Annotated in this window: 11 protein-coding genes and 1 tRNA gene; 8 read left to right on the top strand and 4 right to left on the bottom strand. The window is 56.5% G+C overall.

Annotation, left to right across the window (positions count from 1 at the left end; genetic code table 11):
- Positions 1–51: 51 nt before the first annotated feature.
- The 8 genes from P353_RS04665 to P353_RS04630 all read left to right on the top strand — a co-directional run bounded on the left by P353_RS04665 (position 52) and on the right by P353_RS04630 (position 12,138).
- Positions 52–816 (top strand): DUF3944 domain-containing protein, encoded by a 765-nt coding sequence (locus P353_RS04665; protein ID WP_034365975.1) that lies wholly within the window; start codon positions 52–54, stop codon positions 814–816.
- The gene (locus P353_RS04660) at positions 813–1,775 is read left to right on the top strand and encodes a hypothetical protein (RefSeq protein WP_052084695.1); all 963 of its coding nucleotides are present in this window, start codon (positions 813–815) and stop codon (positions 1,773–1,775) included. The genes P353_RS04665 and P353_RS04660 overlap by 4 nt, the downstream gene beginning before the upstream one ends.
- A gap of 196 nt (positions 1,776–1,971) precedes the next feature.
- Positions 1,972–2,646: an SH3 domain-containing protein gene (locus P353_RS04655; RefSeq protein WP_052084694.1), complete on the top strand. Its 675-nt coding sequence runs from the start codon at positions 1,972–1,974 to the stop codon at positions 2,644–2,646.
- Positions 2,647–3,037: 391 nt separating this feature from the next.
- On the top strand, positions 3,038–5,497 hold the full coding sequence (gene zorA / locus P353_RS04650; protein WP_034365973.1) for an anti-phage ZorAB system protein ZorA: 2,460 nt from the start codon (positions 3,038–3,040) through the stop codon (positions 5,495–5,497).
- A 10-nt stretch (positions 5,498–5,507) separates the two neighbouring features.
- Entirely contained in the window at positions 5,508–6,254 is a 747-nt protein-coding gene (locus P353_RS04645) for an OmpA family protein (protein ID WP_034365970.1), read from the top strand.
- Positions 6,254–7,981 (top strand): type I Zorya anti-phage system protein ZorC, encoded by a 1,728-nt coding sequence (gene zorC, locus P353_RS04640; protein WP_052084693.1) that lies wholly within the window; start codon positions 6,254–6,256, stop codon positions 7,979–7,981. Before P353_RS04645 ends, zorC begins: the two co-directional genes overlap by 1 nt.
- The gene (gene zorD / locus P353_RS04635) at positions 7,981–11,250 is read left to right on the top strand and encodes a type I Zorya anti-phage system protein ZorD (protein WP_034365967.1); all 3,270 of its coding nucleotides are present in this window, start codon (positions 7,981–7,983) and stop codon (positions 11,248–11,250) included. Before zorC ends, zorD begins: the two co-directional genes overlap by 1 nt.
- 591 nt (positions 11,251–11,841) lie before the next feature.
- Complete coding sequence (locus tag P353_RS04630; protein ID WP_034365964.1) at positions 11,842–12,138, top strand: hypothetical protein; 297 nt, start codon at positions 11,842–11,844, stop codon at positions 12,136–12,138.
- A gap of 337 nt (positions 12,139–12,475) precedes the next feature.
- On the opposite strand, the gene P353_RS04625 is transcribed toward P353_RS04630, so the two are convergent.
- From P353_RS04625 to pepN, 4 genes are all read right to left on the bottom strand, one after another.
- Positions 12,476–12,551: transfer RNA gene (locus P353_RS04625), tRNA-Thr, on the bottom strand.
- 13 nt (positions 12,552–12,564) lie between these two features.
- Complete coding sequence (locus tag P353_RS04620; protein ID WP_034365961.1) at positions 12,565–13,587, bottom strand: class 1 fructose-bisphosphatase; 1,023 nt, start codon at positions 13,585–13,587, stop codon at positions 12,565–12,567.
- Positions 13,588–13,648: 61 nt separating this feature from the next.
- Positions 13,649–14,632 (bottom strand): hypothetical protein, encoded by a 984-nt coding sequence (locus P353_RS04615; RefSeq protein WP_232776244.1) that lies wholly within the window; start codon positions 14,630–14,632, stop codon positions 13,649–13,651.
- Positions 14,633–14,643: 11 nt separating this feature from the next.
- Positions 14,644–17,346, bottom strand: a complete 2,703-nt coding sequence (pepN, locus tag P353_RS04610) for an aminopeptidase N (RefSeq protein ID WP_034365955.1) — start codon at positions 17,344–17,346, stop codon at positions 14,644–14,646.
- Positions 17,347–17,349 lie beyond the last annotated feature (3 nt).

Genomic DNA, 17,349 nt, shown 5'->3' with positions numbered 1-17,349 from the left:
AGTGCGGGCGGCCATGAATGAAAAATTTTTAAGAGAGAGAGGCGAGCCGTTATGGCAATTAAGTACCGTGAAGACCCGGGCCTGAAGTTTTTGTCCATGTGTGACAACGACGATGTGTCCAACTTGGCGCAGATTCTGATTTACGACACTGATGGCGAGAAGCGCCGCACCAGCAGCATCTTGACGGACCCGGGCTTTACCGCGCATCTGGATCTGCCCCAGAAATGGCTCAAGAGCTGGCAGGTGGTGGCGGGCGAGTTGCAGCTGTATGGCGGTGACTCGGTGGTCAATCTGTTCCGGGGTACGGGCGTGCTGTACGAGGAAATTTTGTCCGATGTGTGCGAGCGCGTCGGCGTGAAGCTGGGGGCAGAGGACAAGGAGATTGTTCAGAAAGAGGCCAAGCTGATCGAGTTTCTGGCGGACAAGGCCTGGGAGAAGATGGACGAGGCGCAGCGCACAGACTTCTTGCAGAAGATCAACCTGCTGGATCGCTTCAAGGATGCAGCGGGTCTGTCGCCCGTGCGCCTGGCGCTGGCGACGGGTGGTGCGGCAGCCATGCTTCTCTATGAATATGTGGCGGGTGCCATGCTGGCTTCGCTGGGGGCCGGGCTGGCTGCGCGTTTTGCAGGCCCCATGGCTGCGCAGTTCATTGGTACGCGTTTGGGTGCTGCGGCTTTTGCAGGGCCATTTGCCGTGGTGCTGGGTGTGGCGCTGACTGTGCCCATGCTCTCTGGCACGGCCTACCGCGTGACCATGCCGGCGGTGATTCAGATTGCTTATATGCGCAAGAAGTACTTAGAGAGGGACGTGTTTTGATCAATACCTTCGGTGATTTGGCCAGCAAGATTTGGGTGCTTGACGAGAGCGAGATTCGCCCTGTGCTGCTGGAGGCTCTGCAAAAAGGCCAGGCGGTCGTGGTCGATGGCGTTGCTTACTGGGCAAAAGGTAGCGGTAAAACGGGCATCATCCAGCACCTGAAGTTCACGGAGCGCTCGGTAGAGTCTGTCAAGGAATTGGTCGAGCAACTGCAGTCGGTCGCTTCTGCGACCCAGAATGTGGCGCAAGCCGTGCAAAGCATGCAAAACGTGCTGATGGCGACGCAGGTGTTCAGCAGTGTGGTGATTGTGGGGGCCATCGTGGTGCAAACGCAGTATCTGGGTCGCAAGCTCGATGCGATTCAAGACACGGTCGATGAAATTGCGCTGACTCAGCATGAGCAAAATCTGATCTTTTATATGGACAAGATCAGCGACTACATGGGCGGCGTGGAGTACGCCCGCGACTTGCTGCGAGAGCGCGCCTTGGCTGCCGAGATTCACGATGTTGCCGCGCCTTTGCTGGCGCAACTGGGCAGCAAGCGCAATCACATCACATCGTTGGTGGACAACATCGCTGGTTATGTCAAGGCCAGCGCTGCAGAGCGAAGCGAGAGCAAGCACTTCAAGCTGATGCTGGACTTTATCCATCTATTGGTGGATATCTTGCCGGGTGCATTGCATGCTGAGCATTTGCTGGCAGCGCGTATTGGCAAGCCTTCACTGGCGCAGTCCATTTTGTGGAGCGGCTCGCAGAAGTATGAGCAGGTGCTGGGCAGTTATCGGGGGCTGATGAACCAACTCAACCGCGAAGTGGTGGCTGGCAAACTGGGTCAGCAAGGTGAGCGCGTGTTTGCCGAGTACAAGCCCAAGCTGCTGGAGCTGATGCAGTCTCCCATCAATCAGCTGCTGCTGTTCAGGCAGCCTGCCAATATCGCGATTGAGCGACTGGCGGCCTGAGTTTTTGGCGGTTGATTCATTGCGAGCCTGATAGGGGCGCGTGGCTGCGCTGAGTCGGCTGATGCCCCAAATCAAGGCCTGGTTTGACTTCGGTTCAATGAGACGGTCTGGTATGTCGACAGTAGTTTGGGCACTCATTCGCTTGCGATGCATTGATTGCGTGAATTGGTTAACCAATAAGGAAGGAGAGGATGTGATGGAAAAAAAGAATTGGAAGCTGGGCGCTCTGGTGTTGTTGGGTTTGGCCGCATCGCAGGTGCAGGCCTATGAGACTTATCTGAAAACCAAGTTTGGAACTTTGTCGGTGGATGAGAACCGGCTGCTGCATTTCAATGGCAAGCCCGTCATTCCGGGGGTGATGGGTAATAGCAGTCTGTCTATCGGGAAAGCCTACGATGTCGGCGGTAAGGTTCTGGTGCTCACCACCAATATCGGTGGCACAGCTTGCCCGGAGCTGTTCAACGTCATCACGCTGGACGCAGGCAGGGCGGTTTCATCGCCCACATTTGGTACCTGTGATGAGCCTCACAAGATCCAGCTGTTGAATAAGTCGCTGGTGGTTGAGATGGAGGGTCGGCAAGGTCAGCACAAATATGTGTTTGCCGATGGCGTGCTGACAGACAACGGCAAGGTCGTGGCGGATGTGTATTCCAGTAAGCCATTCTCAGTGACGGCTGTGATCAACGACCCTGATGGCTACACCAACCTGCGCAAGGCTCCCGATGGCAAGAGCGCGATCATTGCTCGCGTCGATAAAGAAGAGTCTTTCTACACCCACCCACAGGCGGGCGACTGGTGGCAGGTACGGGTGAATGCCAACACACAGGGCTATATGCACAAGAGCCGTATTTTGATGGTGCGCGAGTATTGATATTCCCGCTTACAAGAGGCGTTAGCTTCAGTGTTGCATGTGCAGTCGCGGCTGACGCTGATTTGAGTTGCTAATGCCACCTTTGCGAGTTCGGAGAGGCTCGAAAATTTCAGGGCCTAGTCGCTCCAAGGTACGGCAAACACGCCTCGACTGAACCGTAAATCTGCGGTTTCTACAGGGGCGGATTTAAACCTGAGTTGCAACACCCTTGGAATTAATGGATAAGGGTGGAGTGCTGTGGCCTGTAAGGCGAAGCCCAAGCAGGGACGCAAAGTGGCAAATACCAATGGGGTGTAAGACGCACCACAAATGGTAGTTACCTAATAAAAAGCCTTTGCGATGCGTGATGCATGGCGAAAAGGTGATTCATAAAATTTGAGGGAGTGTGGTTATGGTTGGTTTGATCCAGAACCCGCAAATATGGGCGCCGGTGGTGGTGGTGTCGCTGGTATTGGCATTTTCTGTGTGGTTTGCCATCAGCTACTGGTGGCCTGCGGGCAAGCTGGTCAAGGCGCTCAAGCACATCAACCGGCAACTGGCGAAGGTTCGGCAAATGGACCGTAGCCAACGCAAAAAACAGGCGGGCAAAGTGTTCGAAAGCTCGCCACTGAAACAGTTGTGGGCAGAGTATGAGGACACGCTTCATGACCAGTACAAGCTGGTCGATGGCGAGCGCCAGCTGACCAAGTCCCGCGCCACCGCCGGGGCAGAGAGCTTTTTCACCTCCCATGCGGTGGTGGATGCGCGCATTGGCACGGAGTTTTTCAAGCACCTGCCCGGCATCTTGACGGGCATCGGCATTATCGGCACGTTCTTTGGTCTGATTTTGGGCTTGCAGGGGTTTGACTTGTCGGCCTTGGAAAAGGTGGGGGGCGATGTCGCCGATGCTTCAGCGCAAGCGGCGCAGCAGATCACCGAGAGCGTGGGCAAGCTGCTGACGGATGTGAAGTATGCCTTTTACGGCTCCATCGTTTCCATCATCGCGTCGATTGTGGTGACGGCGCTGGAGAAGCAGCGCCTGAACGCCTGTTACCAGCAGTTGGGTGAGCTGGTGGAAAACATTGATGGGCTGTTTGACAGTGGGGTGACTGAGGAGTACCTGGCCGAGCTGGTGCAGGCCGGGGTAGAGAGCGCGACCCAAACTCGCCAGCTCAAAGATAGCCTAGTGACGGACTTGCGCGAAATGCTGCAAAACCTGGTGGACACGCAGGTGCGCGAGAGCTTGAAGCTGGCCGATACCTTGAGTGTGGCGTATCGCGATTCTGGTCAGCAACTGGCCGAGCAAGTGAGCGGCGCCATTGTGGGGTCGCTGGCTGAGCCGCTGAAGTCCATTGCTGGCGCTGTTCAGCAGGCCAGTGGTGACCAGAGCAGTCAGGTGCAAGGTTTGCTGCAGGAAGTGCTGATGGCCTTTATGAGCAAGCTGGAAAATACATTTGGCCAGCAGTTCAGTGGTTTGAGCCAGATGATGGGGCAGTCGGTGGGGGCCATGCAGTCCATGCAGCAAGGCTTTAACGAACTGTTGATGAAGCTGGAATCTGCTGGTCAGGCCAGCACCGATCACAACGCCAAGGCTACGGCGCAAATGCTCAGTGATATGCAGGCCGGGCAAAACGCCATGCAGGCTAGTATGAATGAAATGCTGGGCTCGTTGCAGCAGGCCGTGGTGGAAATTGGCAATGCAGGGCAGGGTGGTGCAGAGCGCATGGCCAAGCAGTTGGAAGCATTGTTTGCCCAAAGCGAGCAGCGTCAGCAGGTCATGGCAGAGAGTTTGCAGGCGTTTGTAGCCTCGGTGCAGAGTTCTGTGGGCCAGGGTCAGCAGGAAATTCTGGACCGCTTGGGTTCTGCGGTGGACCGCCTGAGCGAGCAGCTAGAGAGCATGTTTGCCCAAACGGGCGCGCTGCAAAAGCAGGCGCAAGAGGATTCTAAGCAAAGCACGCGTGCCGTGCATGCCAGCACACAGGCAGCGATGGCAGGGATTAGTGAGCAATTGCAGCAAATTTTCTTACAGTCCGGCACTTTGCAAAAGCAGGCACATGCGGATGCAGAGCAGAGCGCTCAGGCTGTACAGGCCAGTGCGCAGGCCGCTATAGGTGGTTTGAGCAGTCAGTTGCAAGGTGTCTTTGAGCAGACTGAGGCCCTGCGCAAGCAAGCGCAGACTGATGCCCGGGAAACTGCTCTGGCGATGCAGAGCAGTAGCCAGCAAGCCGTGGCTGGGCTGGAGTTGCAGGTGCAGACTTTGCTAAAGGCGGTCGCGACGCAACACGATGCTGTGCATGAGCGTGCTGTTCAGCTGAGTACCCAGACGGCTCAGAATATTCAACAAATGCAGCAGGGTGCGGACAAGATGCGTCTGGCTGCTGAGCGCTTTGATACTGCGGGGGAGGGAGTGACCAAAGCCGGCCAGGCCACCGTTAGTGCGATGGGGGCCTTTCAGGGAACCAGCAATGCACTGGTAACGGCGGGACAAGAGTTGAGCAGCGTGGTCAGTGATTACCGAAACCACCGTGATGCAGTAGGCAAGACATTGGCAGTGCTGCAGACCGTGATGGCTAGCACAGAAGGGGAAAGTGCTGGGCGCCAGCAGTATTTGCGTGATTTGCAAACCCATGCGGAGCGGCTGCAGGTGATCAATCGCGATGCTTCGAACTATCTGGATCAGGTCAATGAGGTTTTGGGGCGTGGTTTTGGGGAATTCTCAGACAACATGAACAGAACCCTGACCAAGACCATGGGAAGCCTGGACGCCGAGCTGGGCAAGGCCATTACCCAGTTGGGTGGTGGTGTAGAGGTCGTTCGCGACAGCCTTGAACAGTTGAGCGAGGCGCTTGATACGGTGCGTCGCGGTGGATGAGGGGTGAGCCATGTTGCGTCATGCAGTGGCCCGCCGGGCCAAAGAGGAAGGTGAGAAACCGTTCTGGATTTCCTATGCCGACTTGATGAGCGCCATGATGGTGCTGTTTCTTGTGGTGATGGTGGTGTCTATTGTGATGTTAGTCATAGCAGTTAAGCCAAAACCTGCTGATGGTCCCACCCCCGCGCAATTGCGTTACCTCGCCATTCAGGATATGTGCAAAGACTTACAGCAGAAAGCGAATGCGCTAAACCAGACCATTAAAGTGGAATGTAGTGATCACCGCATTGAATTCGGAGAAGCAGGCCGTTTTCCGCACAACAGCTATTCGCTGAATCCGGAAGGCCGCAAGGCTTTGCAGGAGGTGGTTCCGCTGATTTTGCAGGCTGCTGACAGTCAAAATGGGAAAGACTGGTTCAAGCAGGTCGTGATTGAAGGGTTTACCGATACCGAGGGCTCATATTTATACAACTTGCACTTGTCTTTGCAGCGCTCGGAATGGGTGATGTGCAGCTTGCTGGATGCCAGAAGCCCTTTGCAGCACGGTTTGTCCGAAGCGCACCAGCAGCAGATTCGCAAGCTTTTCTTGGCGGGCGGGGTCTCTTTCAATAATCAGAAAAAGGACGCAGCCGCCAGCCGGCGCGTAGAGCTGAGCATGCAGTTCTATGGTCTCGATGAGAAAGAGAAAAATGCCAGGAGCATTTCTGCGCATTTTGATACCTCAGTGCTTGAAAAATGTCAGCTGGAGATGCGTTGATGGCTGGTGTTGACCACCTGCGTGCTCTGCTGAAGAACGTGTTGCTGCGCCAAGGCGGGGACAATGCAGTGAATGACACGGAGCCTCACTTTGCGCAAGTGCGCATGGCAGGGCTTGAGTTAAAGGCAAAGTTTGATGGCTTGGAGGCCGTCGTTCCTCCACCCGAGGAAAAGCGGCGAAGGGCTTTGCAGAAGTTTTCTCGTGCGCTGGATTTGAGCCCTGTTGAGTGGCGCTATGTCTTTGCGGGCCTGTCGGATGACGATACAGCCGGCGGCACGCTGCTGCAAAACGATGACGGCTTTCGCCGTGTGCATGCGGAGGTGGATAGACGGATTTCGCAGCAGTGCCTAGTTCGGCGTGACTGGCTGGCGCTGTGCTTCAGCTATTTTTCCTGTGCTGAAGAAAAGCCCGAGCTGAACCAGAACTGGCAGACATTACGGGCGGATATTGACCGTGGTTTTGATGCGGTATGTGCGAGGGAGGGCAGAGAGAAGACCTGGATGCAGGTGGTGCGGGAGCACCGTGATCTGTTTGGTCAGAAGCCGGGTGAGCGGCTGGCAGACGAGATGCTGGGGGGGCGTGCCAATGATTTGAGCAAGCTGGAGTCGATTGCACAGGTGTCTGGAACCAGCTGGTTATGGCGCAGCATTTTTGCCGTGGTGCTATCCCGTATCTTCATGCTGGACGAGGCGCAGTTTTTATTGCGTTTGCCTCAGCTGATCAAACTCACAGAAATTAATCCTTTGCATGAGAGCTCGGTTCTCGGAGCTTGCCTGACACGCTATGCCCAAACGAAGCTGCGTGCAGAACCTCATGCGGATTTGCTGGATATTGCGCTGGAACGGTGGGGAAATCCTCAGGTTCGTACGCGTCAGAACTTGTGGCTTCACCATGTCGATGAGCCTGTATGCACCATGGCGGTAGCTTGGTTGGCCAAACAGGATTTGAACCATTTCTTTACCTTGCTTAAAGGTGAAGCGGGAGTGGACCAGTCGCGTCTGTTTTACTGGTTGCGCTACGCCGAGCAAATGACTTTTACGCGGATTGTGCTGGGGCGTGATGCGCTGTATGACCGCTCTACCGATTTTGTGGAGTTCCGGGCGAAAAATCGGATGAGATTGAGTAATTTGGGAAATGCTACGGCTGCTAATAATGCAGTTATTATGCAAATTGGGTCTTACTATTTCGTGGAATTTTCAGCAACAGGTAACGCTTGCTATGTGTATGAGGTTGATAAGGCGCCGTTCGATCCCACGCAGCGTGAGCTGTCATTAACGCTGGATTTGAAGAGGGGCACCTTGCGCTGGAAGCATGCTCCTGCTCCATATAAGCAAGGTGTTGTGGATGGTTGGCTGAATACCTTTGATGGAAATATGCGTGCTCTTGGCCTTTCTATCAATGCTCGTGGAGGGCTGGCAAGCTTGCCAGTAGCGCAAGGGCGTGAGCGTTTTAATGTGCCTGCCAATGGTGGTTCTGAAATAGTTGCTAGTCCTGTTGCTCAAAACTCAGGTCTAGCCAATAAAGGGGACACCCAAAGAGCTCTGGCCATAAAAGAGTTGCTGCGAGCGCGTCTGGGGGCGCTGCAGGTCGAGGTGCTCGACCAAAGTCATCGTGGTGGAACTTTACAAGTTCAGCTGCTTGAAATGCACCCTCAAACTGACCATGTGCTGCGAGCGCTGGGGTTTAAGCCCAAGCATTCCAATCCTCTGATTTACTGGAAAAGCTGATGTTTAAGTCGATTTGGAGCAAGTTCAAGGCGGTCGATGTACAAGTCGATGGGGGGGAGTCTGCCTTGGTCGCTCCCGCTTATGACGAGCATGGTTTGTCTTACGCCATTGACCAATTGGAGAGTAACGCACCCTGGCAACAAACATCTTATTTGGAGCAGCTTGAAGAAGAGGACTTTGTTACCCGACTGAATGAATGCTGGCTATTGCCATGGGATTCCCTCTATCAATTGCAGTCAGACGAGGAACACGCGGCAAGTGTGGGTTTGCTGGGAGTGATGCCTTTTGCCAGTCTTCAACCTCAGTTAGCAAGCCATGGAAGCCTGGCTGAGGATTCATTTCGCATTTTCATTAAAAGCTGGTTGCAAGAAGATGGGCGTGAACTGCATCAGCTGGATAGGCGTGGACCTGTCGTAGAGTTGGATAAAGGCGCCAAGCTATTGCAGCAGGAGACTTGGCAGCTGTTATGCGCCTTGAAAGATTTGGCGAGGGAGCAGCACGAATCTCCTGGTATGGCGACCAATCAGCTCGGTTGGGCCAAGGTGCGCAAGCTGGCGAAAAAGTGCAATGCAGGAATGGATGAATTCCTGGAGAAGACAGTCGTTTTAAAGCCAGAGCGCTTGAAGCTGGGGCTGTCGAAGCGCTTGGTTGGTGGTACGCCTGTGATTGAGCTGCATCCAACCTTTGAGGAGGAGCCAACGGGGTGGACTGATCACTTTGATGGCTATCAGGCTGTGCAAAACACCTACCGCATTGCGGGTGATGATGGTTCGATCACGCATGTGGTGATCCCGCCAGAGGTCAAGGAAGTGCTGGAGCGGGTCAGACTCTTGCCAGGGCGTCGTGTGGCTGCAGATGATGCTCTGTCCTTTATACGTAACCCCTATACAGTGATTGGTGAGGCCGCAGATCAGGTGGTTGACGAAGTGGAGTATCAGCAAGAGCGAGAAAAGGCTGGCATTTACTTTCATCGCTTTCAAGTCATTCCACAACTTGCAGGCGAGGGGGCTTTGTTGACAGCCGTTCGTCTTGTGCTGGAGCCTATCTCCCCTGTGCCTATGGAGGCAGTTGAGATTCTGCTGACGCATGCAGGGGAGCTTGCTGGCTTTGTGCGAGAGCTGGAAGTGAAGCTGGCAGCGGGGCTGCCAGCAGGTTTGTGGCAGGGGTATGAGCTGGAGTTGAGTGATTTTGACTTGCACCAGTTTCAAGGCCTTAAGGAGTTACTTGACTGCTGGAAAGCGGCGGAGGCCGGCCAGCAGTTCAAGCAGGTTTTGGACCTTTCTGCCTACGGGGCGCGTGTCATAGGCATTGGTGAGGCGGAGCGCATTACCTCTCCCTTTTTGGTGAAAGATCAAACGGAAAATTGGCTCCCCGAGGCTATCAATCCAGACAAAGGTGGGCAGTCTATGGAGGCTTCAGGCTGGGAGCCTCGAAGCCAGGAGCAGTTCGATGCGTTTGAGCATGTTCTGGACCAAGCGCAAGCGGCGGCGGAGCCAACGGTTGTGCTGCCCTGGTCTGGTGAGATGCTGTCTATTGCGCAAGCGCAGGAGCTTTACAACTCTTGGAAAAAGCGCCTGAAGCAGACGAAAGAGGTTACCGATGCTGGTGACGGCAAAGATGCCGCTGGCAAGGATAAGCGGGCTGTATTGCAGATTGAGCTCAATATTGATGATGCCAACTATGCGACGGCGCGAAATTCAGCACTTTTAGGTGCTCATAAGGCGAAAGCGGATCTGCCCATTTTGCTGAGGCCAGAGATTGAGTTGCGTGAACATCAGCTCAAGGGTGTGAGTTGGATGCAGCACCTGTTTCAACTTTCACCACAACATGTGGGTGGCTGCTTGCTGGCTGACGACATGGGGCTGGGGAAGACGATTCAGCTTTTGACTTTCATGGTTCGGTACTTAGAGCTAAACCCTGATGGCCCACCGGTGCTGGTGGTAGCTCCGGTGTCGTTGCTGGACAACTGGGAGCGTGAACTTCAGAGATTTTTCTACGCCGATGAGCTCAAGGTGCTGAAGCTGTATGGGACTGCGCTTGCTGCGGTGAAATACCGTAAAGAGGAAATTCCGCAGGATGTGCGTGCCCAGGGCATTAGCAACTTGCTGCGGCCTGACTGGATTGGGCAAAACCGTGTTGTGTTGACGACCTATGAAACGCTGCGCGATCAGGAGTTTTCATTGGCCCGTAAACAATGGGCCATCATGGTTTGTGACGAGGCACAGAAAATCAAGAATCCCGCCGCCATGATTACGCAGGCCGCGAAGGCGATTCCTACGCGTTTTCGGGTTGCTTGTACGGGAACCCCCGTAGAAAACACGCTCATGGATTTATGGAGTCTTTTTGACTTCATTCAGCCGGGGCTCTTGGGGGCGCTGAATCACTTTGGGAAAACCTACCAGCGTCCCATTGAGGCTCACGAGAAGCGTGACGACAAGGCTTTAAGTCAATTGAGAAGACTGATTGAGCCCCAGACATTGCGCAGAACGAAGCAGGATGTCGCGAAGGACTTGCCTCAAAAACTGGAAGATCAGGGTTGCAGATCTTTAAAAATGGAGAGTTTGCAGCGTAGTTTGTATGTCGCATCCATCAATGAATACCGAGAGCGTTGCCAGATTCAGGCTCAGATGGAGCAGCGTGAAAATGGCATGCTGACGTTGCTGCATCGCCTGAAGATGCTGTGCGCGCATCCGTATGGTGTGCAGCCAGATATTCGCTTGAAAGACAGCTCCCCCAAAATGATTTGGCTCTTGGAGCAGTTGCAAAAAATAAGTACGCATGGTGACAAAGTGATTGTGTTCACTGAGCTGAGGGAGGTGCAGCGTGAAATTCAACATTCCATTGAACAGCGCTTCGGATTTAAGCCGACAGTGATCAATGGCGACACGAGCACCAATGGCCAAAGTGCAAATAGTCGTCAGCGCTTGATTGATCGCTTTCAAGAAGCTTCTGGCTTTTCCGTGATCATTCTTTCCACAGTCGCGGTGGGGTTTGGGGTGAATGTGCAGGCCGCTAACCATGTGATTCATTTCACACGCTGCTGGAACCCAGCCAAAGAAGATCAGGCTACAGACCGGGCGTATCGAATTGGGCAGGAAAAGGACGTCTACGTGTACTACCCGACCATTCGGGATGCAGAAATGGTCACCTTTGAATCGACCCTTGATGATCTCTTGTCCAAGCGTCGATCTTTGGCTAGAGACATGTTGCATGGCTCGTCAGACATATCAGCTTCGGACTTTGCATCGATGACGAGGTCGGCGGGATAGGTAGTTCAGTCGGCTGGCCTGTTAAGTTCAGAACCTAAAAAAACCTCACCTTGCGATCCGTAGCACTGATGTATTCCGTCCCGTGCCACCCATTGCGTGGGAGGCGCCATCACCGTAGTAGCACCATTTTCCATTGCAATGGTCATTCTGGTTGGCGGCTCTGCCGCGCTGGCCACCAGTAGCGTGACCTAATAAAACCTTAACCACAACCGCCCAACTCAGGCGGCTTTTTTATGCCTTATGCGGCCTGACCTGTTCATAAAAGCTAACCTGCGCGCCTGATAAAACCTGAGATATAAACCTCACAAAACCTCATATGCGACTAGATTAATTTGATATGGCGGAGGCTGCAAAAGCTGGTCAGATCGCACACGACCGCTTAGCGAAACTTAGCCTGAGTGGCTTGCTGGGCGCGGACTTTCGGAACAGTACGTACATGCGAGACTGGAATTGCGGGGGGATTGCCAAATGATGTCACGAATACGCGCGTGTGAGCGAGGCAGAGCTGATGTAATGTCGAGCACTTCAGAAAACTTCAGGGCTGGCGCCCCAGAGCTTCTGTTATCAAAAGTTATGGCTTGTGGAGGTTGTATGGCTTCAGAAATTCCAAGTAGATGGCACGACGGGGCATTAGGCGAGCTATTTGAGCCAATGGAACCCAAGTTCATGATTGAAGACTTGGATCCTCAGCCTTCTGATCTGGTGAGGGCCAGTCCGCATCTCATGAGTTGTCTGACATATGGGATGAAGGTTGAAGAGGCTGAACGGCAGGCCCAACGTGCATTTGCGCTTGGTGAAGCATTCGCGTTTATCCCTTGGCATGCAGAGCGAGCGGCTAAGGATCCCGACGATTGGATTCACCTGTACGGCAGTCGGATCAATTGGTAGGGGTCTAATTTGGCTGTCGCTCGCTTGCGAAGTTGCGTTCTAGAAGTTGCTGGAGCGGTACGCGCGCGTGCGCGAGACCTTGATGCCTGCACGGCATCTGTCTATCTCTATTTTCGGGTTCTGAAACCTGTGACATTTGATGATGTCTCGCCGCAAACGCACCTGAAATACAGCTGTGACACCAAAAGCAGCAGGAGCCGAAAGTGAAACGAGGACGGCAGCGCCAGCAGGTGCACAAAGCGCGAAAACTATGTACTGGTGGCTACGCAGTGGCTACACGGTGCAAAAAAGAAGAAAGCCCGCTATCTTTTGAATAGCGGGCTTTCCTTTGTTTACTTGGTGCCGGAGAGATGAATCGAACACCCGACCTTCTCATTACGAATGAGCTGCTCTACCGACTGAGCTACACCGGCATTAAGCTATAGATTATAGCGCTTTTTCATCGGCCTCGAGGTGGTAGCTGGTCACGCGTTCCACTTCGTTCTTGGAGCCGAGGACGACGCTCACGCGCTCGTGCAATTGCGTTGGCTGAATGTCCAGGATGCGCTGACGGCCGTTGGTGGCCATGCCGCCGGCCTGCTCGACCAGCCAGCTCATGGGATTGGCTTCGTACATCAGGCGCAGCTTGCCGGCCTTTTGTGGCTCGCGCTTGTCCCAGGGGTACATGAAGATGCCGCCGCGGCACAGAATGCGGTGGACGTCGGCCACCATGGCCGCGACCCAGCGCATGTTGAAATTCTTGCCGCGCGGGCCGTCTGCACCAGCCAGACATTCGTCCACGTAGCGCTGCACGGGGGCATCCCAGTGGCGCATATTGGACATGTTGATGGCGAACTCCTTGGTGTCTTCGGGGATCTTGACGTTTTCCTCGATGAGCACGAACGAGCCTTGCTCGCGGTCCAGCGTGAACATGGAGACGCCGTCGCCCACGGTCAGCACCAGGGTGGTCTGGGGGCCGTAGATGCAGTAGCCGGCAGCCACTTGCTGGGTGCCGGGCTGCATGAAGTCGCTGTCGTGCACGCCAGGGTGGCCTTCGGGCTTCTTGAGCACGCTGAAGATGGTGCCGATGGACATGTTGATGTCGATGTTGGACGAGCCATCCAGGGGGTCGAACATCAGCAGGTACTCGCCCTGGGGATAGCGGTTGGGCACCACATAGATGCCTTCCATTTCTTCCGAAGCCATGGCCGCCAAGTGGCCGCCCCACTCATTGGCTTCGATCAGGGTTTCGTTGGCGATGATGTCCAGCTTCTTTTGCACTTCGCCCTGCACGTTCTCGCTGCCGGCTGTGCCCATGACGTCGCCGAGCTCGCCCTTGTTCACGGCAAAGCTGATGCGCTTGCAGGCGCGGGCCACCACTTCCAGCAGCAGGCGCAGCTGGCCGGGGATGAGCCCGTCCACACGTTGCTGCTCGACTAGATAGCGGGTCAGGCTGATGTTTTTCTTCATGTTTCAACTCCTTGAAATTCGATGCAAATCTGAAATGGACAGAGAGCAGGGCTGGGCACGATCACTTGCCAGGACGCCCTGCATTGCGTTGTTCCAGTTCTGTCAGCAGCTCCCTGGCGCGGGTTTGCTGCTGGCTGTCTTTCTGGTTCAGCGCGTATTGTTCATAGCGGGCCAGCCATTGGCGGGCCTGCGGTTCCTGCTTTTGCTCATGGGCAAGGACCATGAGCTGGAAATAGCTGTCGTAGACGGTGGCATGGTCTTGCGCCGCCTGCGCAATCTGCAGACGCTCCTGAAGATAGGCGCCAGCCTGCTTCAGGTCGCCCAGCTCATAGCAATTTTGCGCAATATTGGTGAGCACACCGCGTATTTGCTGCAGCTTGCCCATGGCTTTGAGGCGCTCACGTGCCACGGGCAGCAGCCGCTCGTTGGCCTGTCTGGCCTCGCGAAATCGCCCCAGCTCATGCAGCAGATAGCCTTCGTCCTCATAGACGCCGAGAATCTGCATCTGGCTCGGAAAATCCAGAGCCCGTACAGGCTTCACGCTTTCATCCCAGCGCATCTCGGCGGGCAGGCCGGCAATCTGCGGCAACGGGTATTGAGCCTGAAAGGCTTTGACCCGCTTGAGTGCCGCTTCATGCTGCCCTGCCTCCGCCAGCCAGCGGATGCTTGAGTAGCGCAGGAAAAAATGAGCGTATGACAGCTCCGGCTCCTGGGTGCCGGACAAAGCCGTCAGTGCCGTCTGCGTTGCTTCGGCTGCCTCTTTGGGCATGCTGCGGCGGGCGTAGACGCTGGCCTGTGTGTAGTAGAGCCGGAAGATGTCGCGTGCAGCGAACCCCGGCTTTTTCAACAGCGGCTCCAGCGCCTGCAGATCGGCACTCATGGCGCGTCCGCTGAAGCTGCCGCCTTCGCTGAAGACAGTGGCATAGAGGGGTGCAAAACGGGCTTCGAATCCCACATCAGGCTTTGCAGCCTGAGTGCTCAGCGACATGCTTGCCGCAGCGACGGCAAGGGCCTTCACGCCCCGAGCCGCGTGTCGGGCAAGCATGCTCAGGCCCATCAGTCCGCCAGGGCGCGGGTGATGACCTCGCGCACGTCGTTGGACAGATCGGGCTTGGCAGCCACACGGGCGATGGCTTCGCGGGCTGCAGAGCGGTAGGGCTCGGCCAGCTTTTTCCAGCGATCCATCACCCGGGCCAGACGGGATGCCACCTGAGGGTTGATGCCGTCGATCTCGATCACGCGATCGGCCCAGAACACATAGCCCGCCGCATCGGCGCGGTGGAAGGCGCCGGCATTGTTGCAGTAGCTGAAGATCAGGCTGCGTGCGCGGTTGGGGTTCTTGATCTGGAAGTCGGCATGCTTCATCAGCGCCTTGACGGCGGGCAGCACGTCACCGCCGCGGTCGCTGGCGGCAGCCTGCAGCGCAAACCATTTGTCCAGCACCAGCGCATCTTGCTTGAACAGCGCGTGAAAGCGCTGCAGTGCCTGCTCGGCCAGGGGGCTGGCGCTGTAGATCAGGGCGGAGAGGGCGGCCATGCGGTCCGTCATATTGCCTGCGTCCTTGCAGCGCTGGTAGGCCTTGCCGGGCCAGACCGTGTCGCCAGTTTGAGCGGCATGCAGGCACAGCATGGACAGGGCGCGGCCGGCCAGCGCGCGGCGGCCGGCGCTGACATGGTCGGGGCGATAGGCGCCGGTGTCGCGGTTGGCCTCCCAGGCGGCTTCCCACTCGGGCTGCAGGGCGGTCGCCAGTTGCAAGATCATGGCTTCGCGCACGGCATGAACGCGCTGCGGATCGACCTCGGCCAACTGCTCGGCGATATAGCTCTCGGACGGCAGTGTGAGCACCAGGTCCTTGAACGCCGCGTCCAGCTTGTCGTCGCGCAGCACGCGGCGCATGGCTTCGATGAAGTCCGCCGGCAGGATTTCGGCACTGGCTTCGCCGCTGGCAGCGATCGCCTTCAGTGCGTAACGCAGCCCCAGACGCTGGCTGGCTTCCCATTGGTTGAACGGGTCGCTGTCATGGGCCAGCAGGGTCAGCAGATCGGTATCGCTGAATTCATGCTCCAGCACCACGGGCGCGCTGAAGGTGCGCAGCAGCGAAGGCACGGGGGCTTCGCTCACATTGCTGAAGACAAAGCTCTGCTCGGCTTCGGTCAGCACCAGCATGCGGCTGGTGACTGCCTGGGCCGTCTCTTCACCTTGCAGTTGCAGGGCGATGGGCTGGCCGCTGGCGGTGAGCAGACCCATTTGCACGGGAATGACGAACGGCAGTTTTTCGGCCTGACCCACGGTGGGCGCGCAGCTTTGCGACAGCGTCAGCGTATAGGTCCGGGCGTCGGCATCGTACTGGCCCACGGCCTTGAGCACAGGCGTGCCGGCCTGGCTGTACCAGCGGCGGAATTGCTGCAGATGCTGGGCCAGAGCAGAGCCCGGGTTGGCGTCGGCAATGGCTTGCGAGAAGTCATCGCAGGTCACGGCCTGACCGTCATGACGCTCGAAGTACAGCTTCATGCCCTTGGCAAAGCCTTCGCGGCCGACCAGGTTGTGCTGCATGCGTACGACTTCCGCGCCTTTTTCGTAGATCGTGACCGTGTAGAAGTTGTTGATCTCGATATAGCTGTCGGGGCGCACGGGGTGAGCCATGGGGCCGGCATCCTCGGGAAACTGCACGGTGCGCAGCACGCGCACATCGTCGATGCGCTTGACGGCACGGGCCGAAGCCGTGCCCGCCATGTCCATGCTGAACTCCTGATCGCGGAACACCGTCAGGCCTTCCTTGAGGCTGAGCTGGAACCAGTCACGGCATGTGACGCGGTCACCCGTCCAGTTATGGAAGTATTCGTGTCCGACGACGGACTCGATATTGGCGTAATCGGTGTCGGTGGCCGTGGCCTGGCTGGCCAGAACATACTTGGTATTGAAGATGTTCAGGCCCTTGTTCTCCATGGCGCCCATGTTGAAGTCGCTGGTGGCGACGATCATGAAGCGGTCCAGGTCCAGGCTCAGGCCAAAGCGTGCCTCGTCCCATGCAACGGAGTGCATGAGGGAGTTCATGGCGTGCTCGGTCTTTTCGAGGTCGCCGGGGCGCACAAAGACCTGCAGCAGGTGGTCGCGGCCGGCACGGCTCTTGATCTTCTGCTCGCGGGCCACCAGATTGCCGGCCACCAGCGCAAACAGATAGCTGGGCTTTTTGTGCGGATCGACCCACTTGGCAAAGTGGCGGCCGTCTTCTAGGTCACCGGACTCCACCAGATTGCCGTTGGACAGCAGCACCGGATACTGGGCCTTGCTGGCGCGCAGCGTGACGGTGTACATGGCCATCACGTCGGGGCGGTCCAGGAAGTAGGTGATGCGGCGGAAACCTTCTGCCTCGCACTGCGTGAAGAATGTGTCCTCGCTCACATACAAGCCCATGAGCTTGGTGTTCTTGATGGGGGCGCAGGTGGTGAAGATCTCCAGCTCCACGGGCTCGTTGCCCTCGGGCAGGTTCTCCAGCACCAGCTGGTCGCCGTCCATCTTGAAGGAGGTACCTCCGCCGTTGACCATCACCCGCGCCAGATTCAGCTCGTCGCCGTCCAGGCGCAGCGCCTGTGCCGGCACCTCGGGGTTGCGGCGCACGCGCATCTTGCTGAGTACGCGCGTCTTGGCCGGGTCCAGATCAAAAGTCAGATCCACCGTGTCGATCCACCAGGCCGGAGCCTCGTAGTCGGCACGGTAAATGGCGGCGGCCGGGGCTTGCCCGTCACGCAGTTGCAGCATATC

This window comes from Comamonas testosteroni (genome assembly GCF_000761245.1).
GTDB classification, from domain to species: Bacteria; Pseudomonadota; Gammaproteobacteria; order Burkholderiales; family Burkholderiaceae_C; genus Comamonas; species Comamonas testosteroni_C.
The sequence above is the reverse complement of the archived record's forward strand: the minus strand, read 5'-3'. Positions and strand labels throughout refer to the sequence as shown.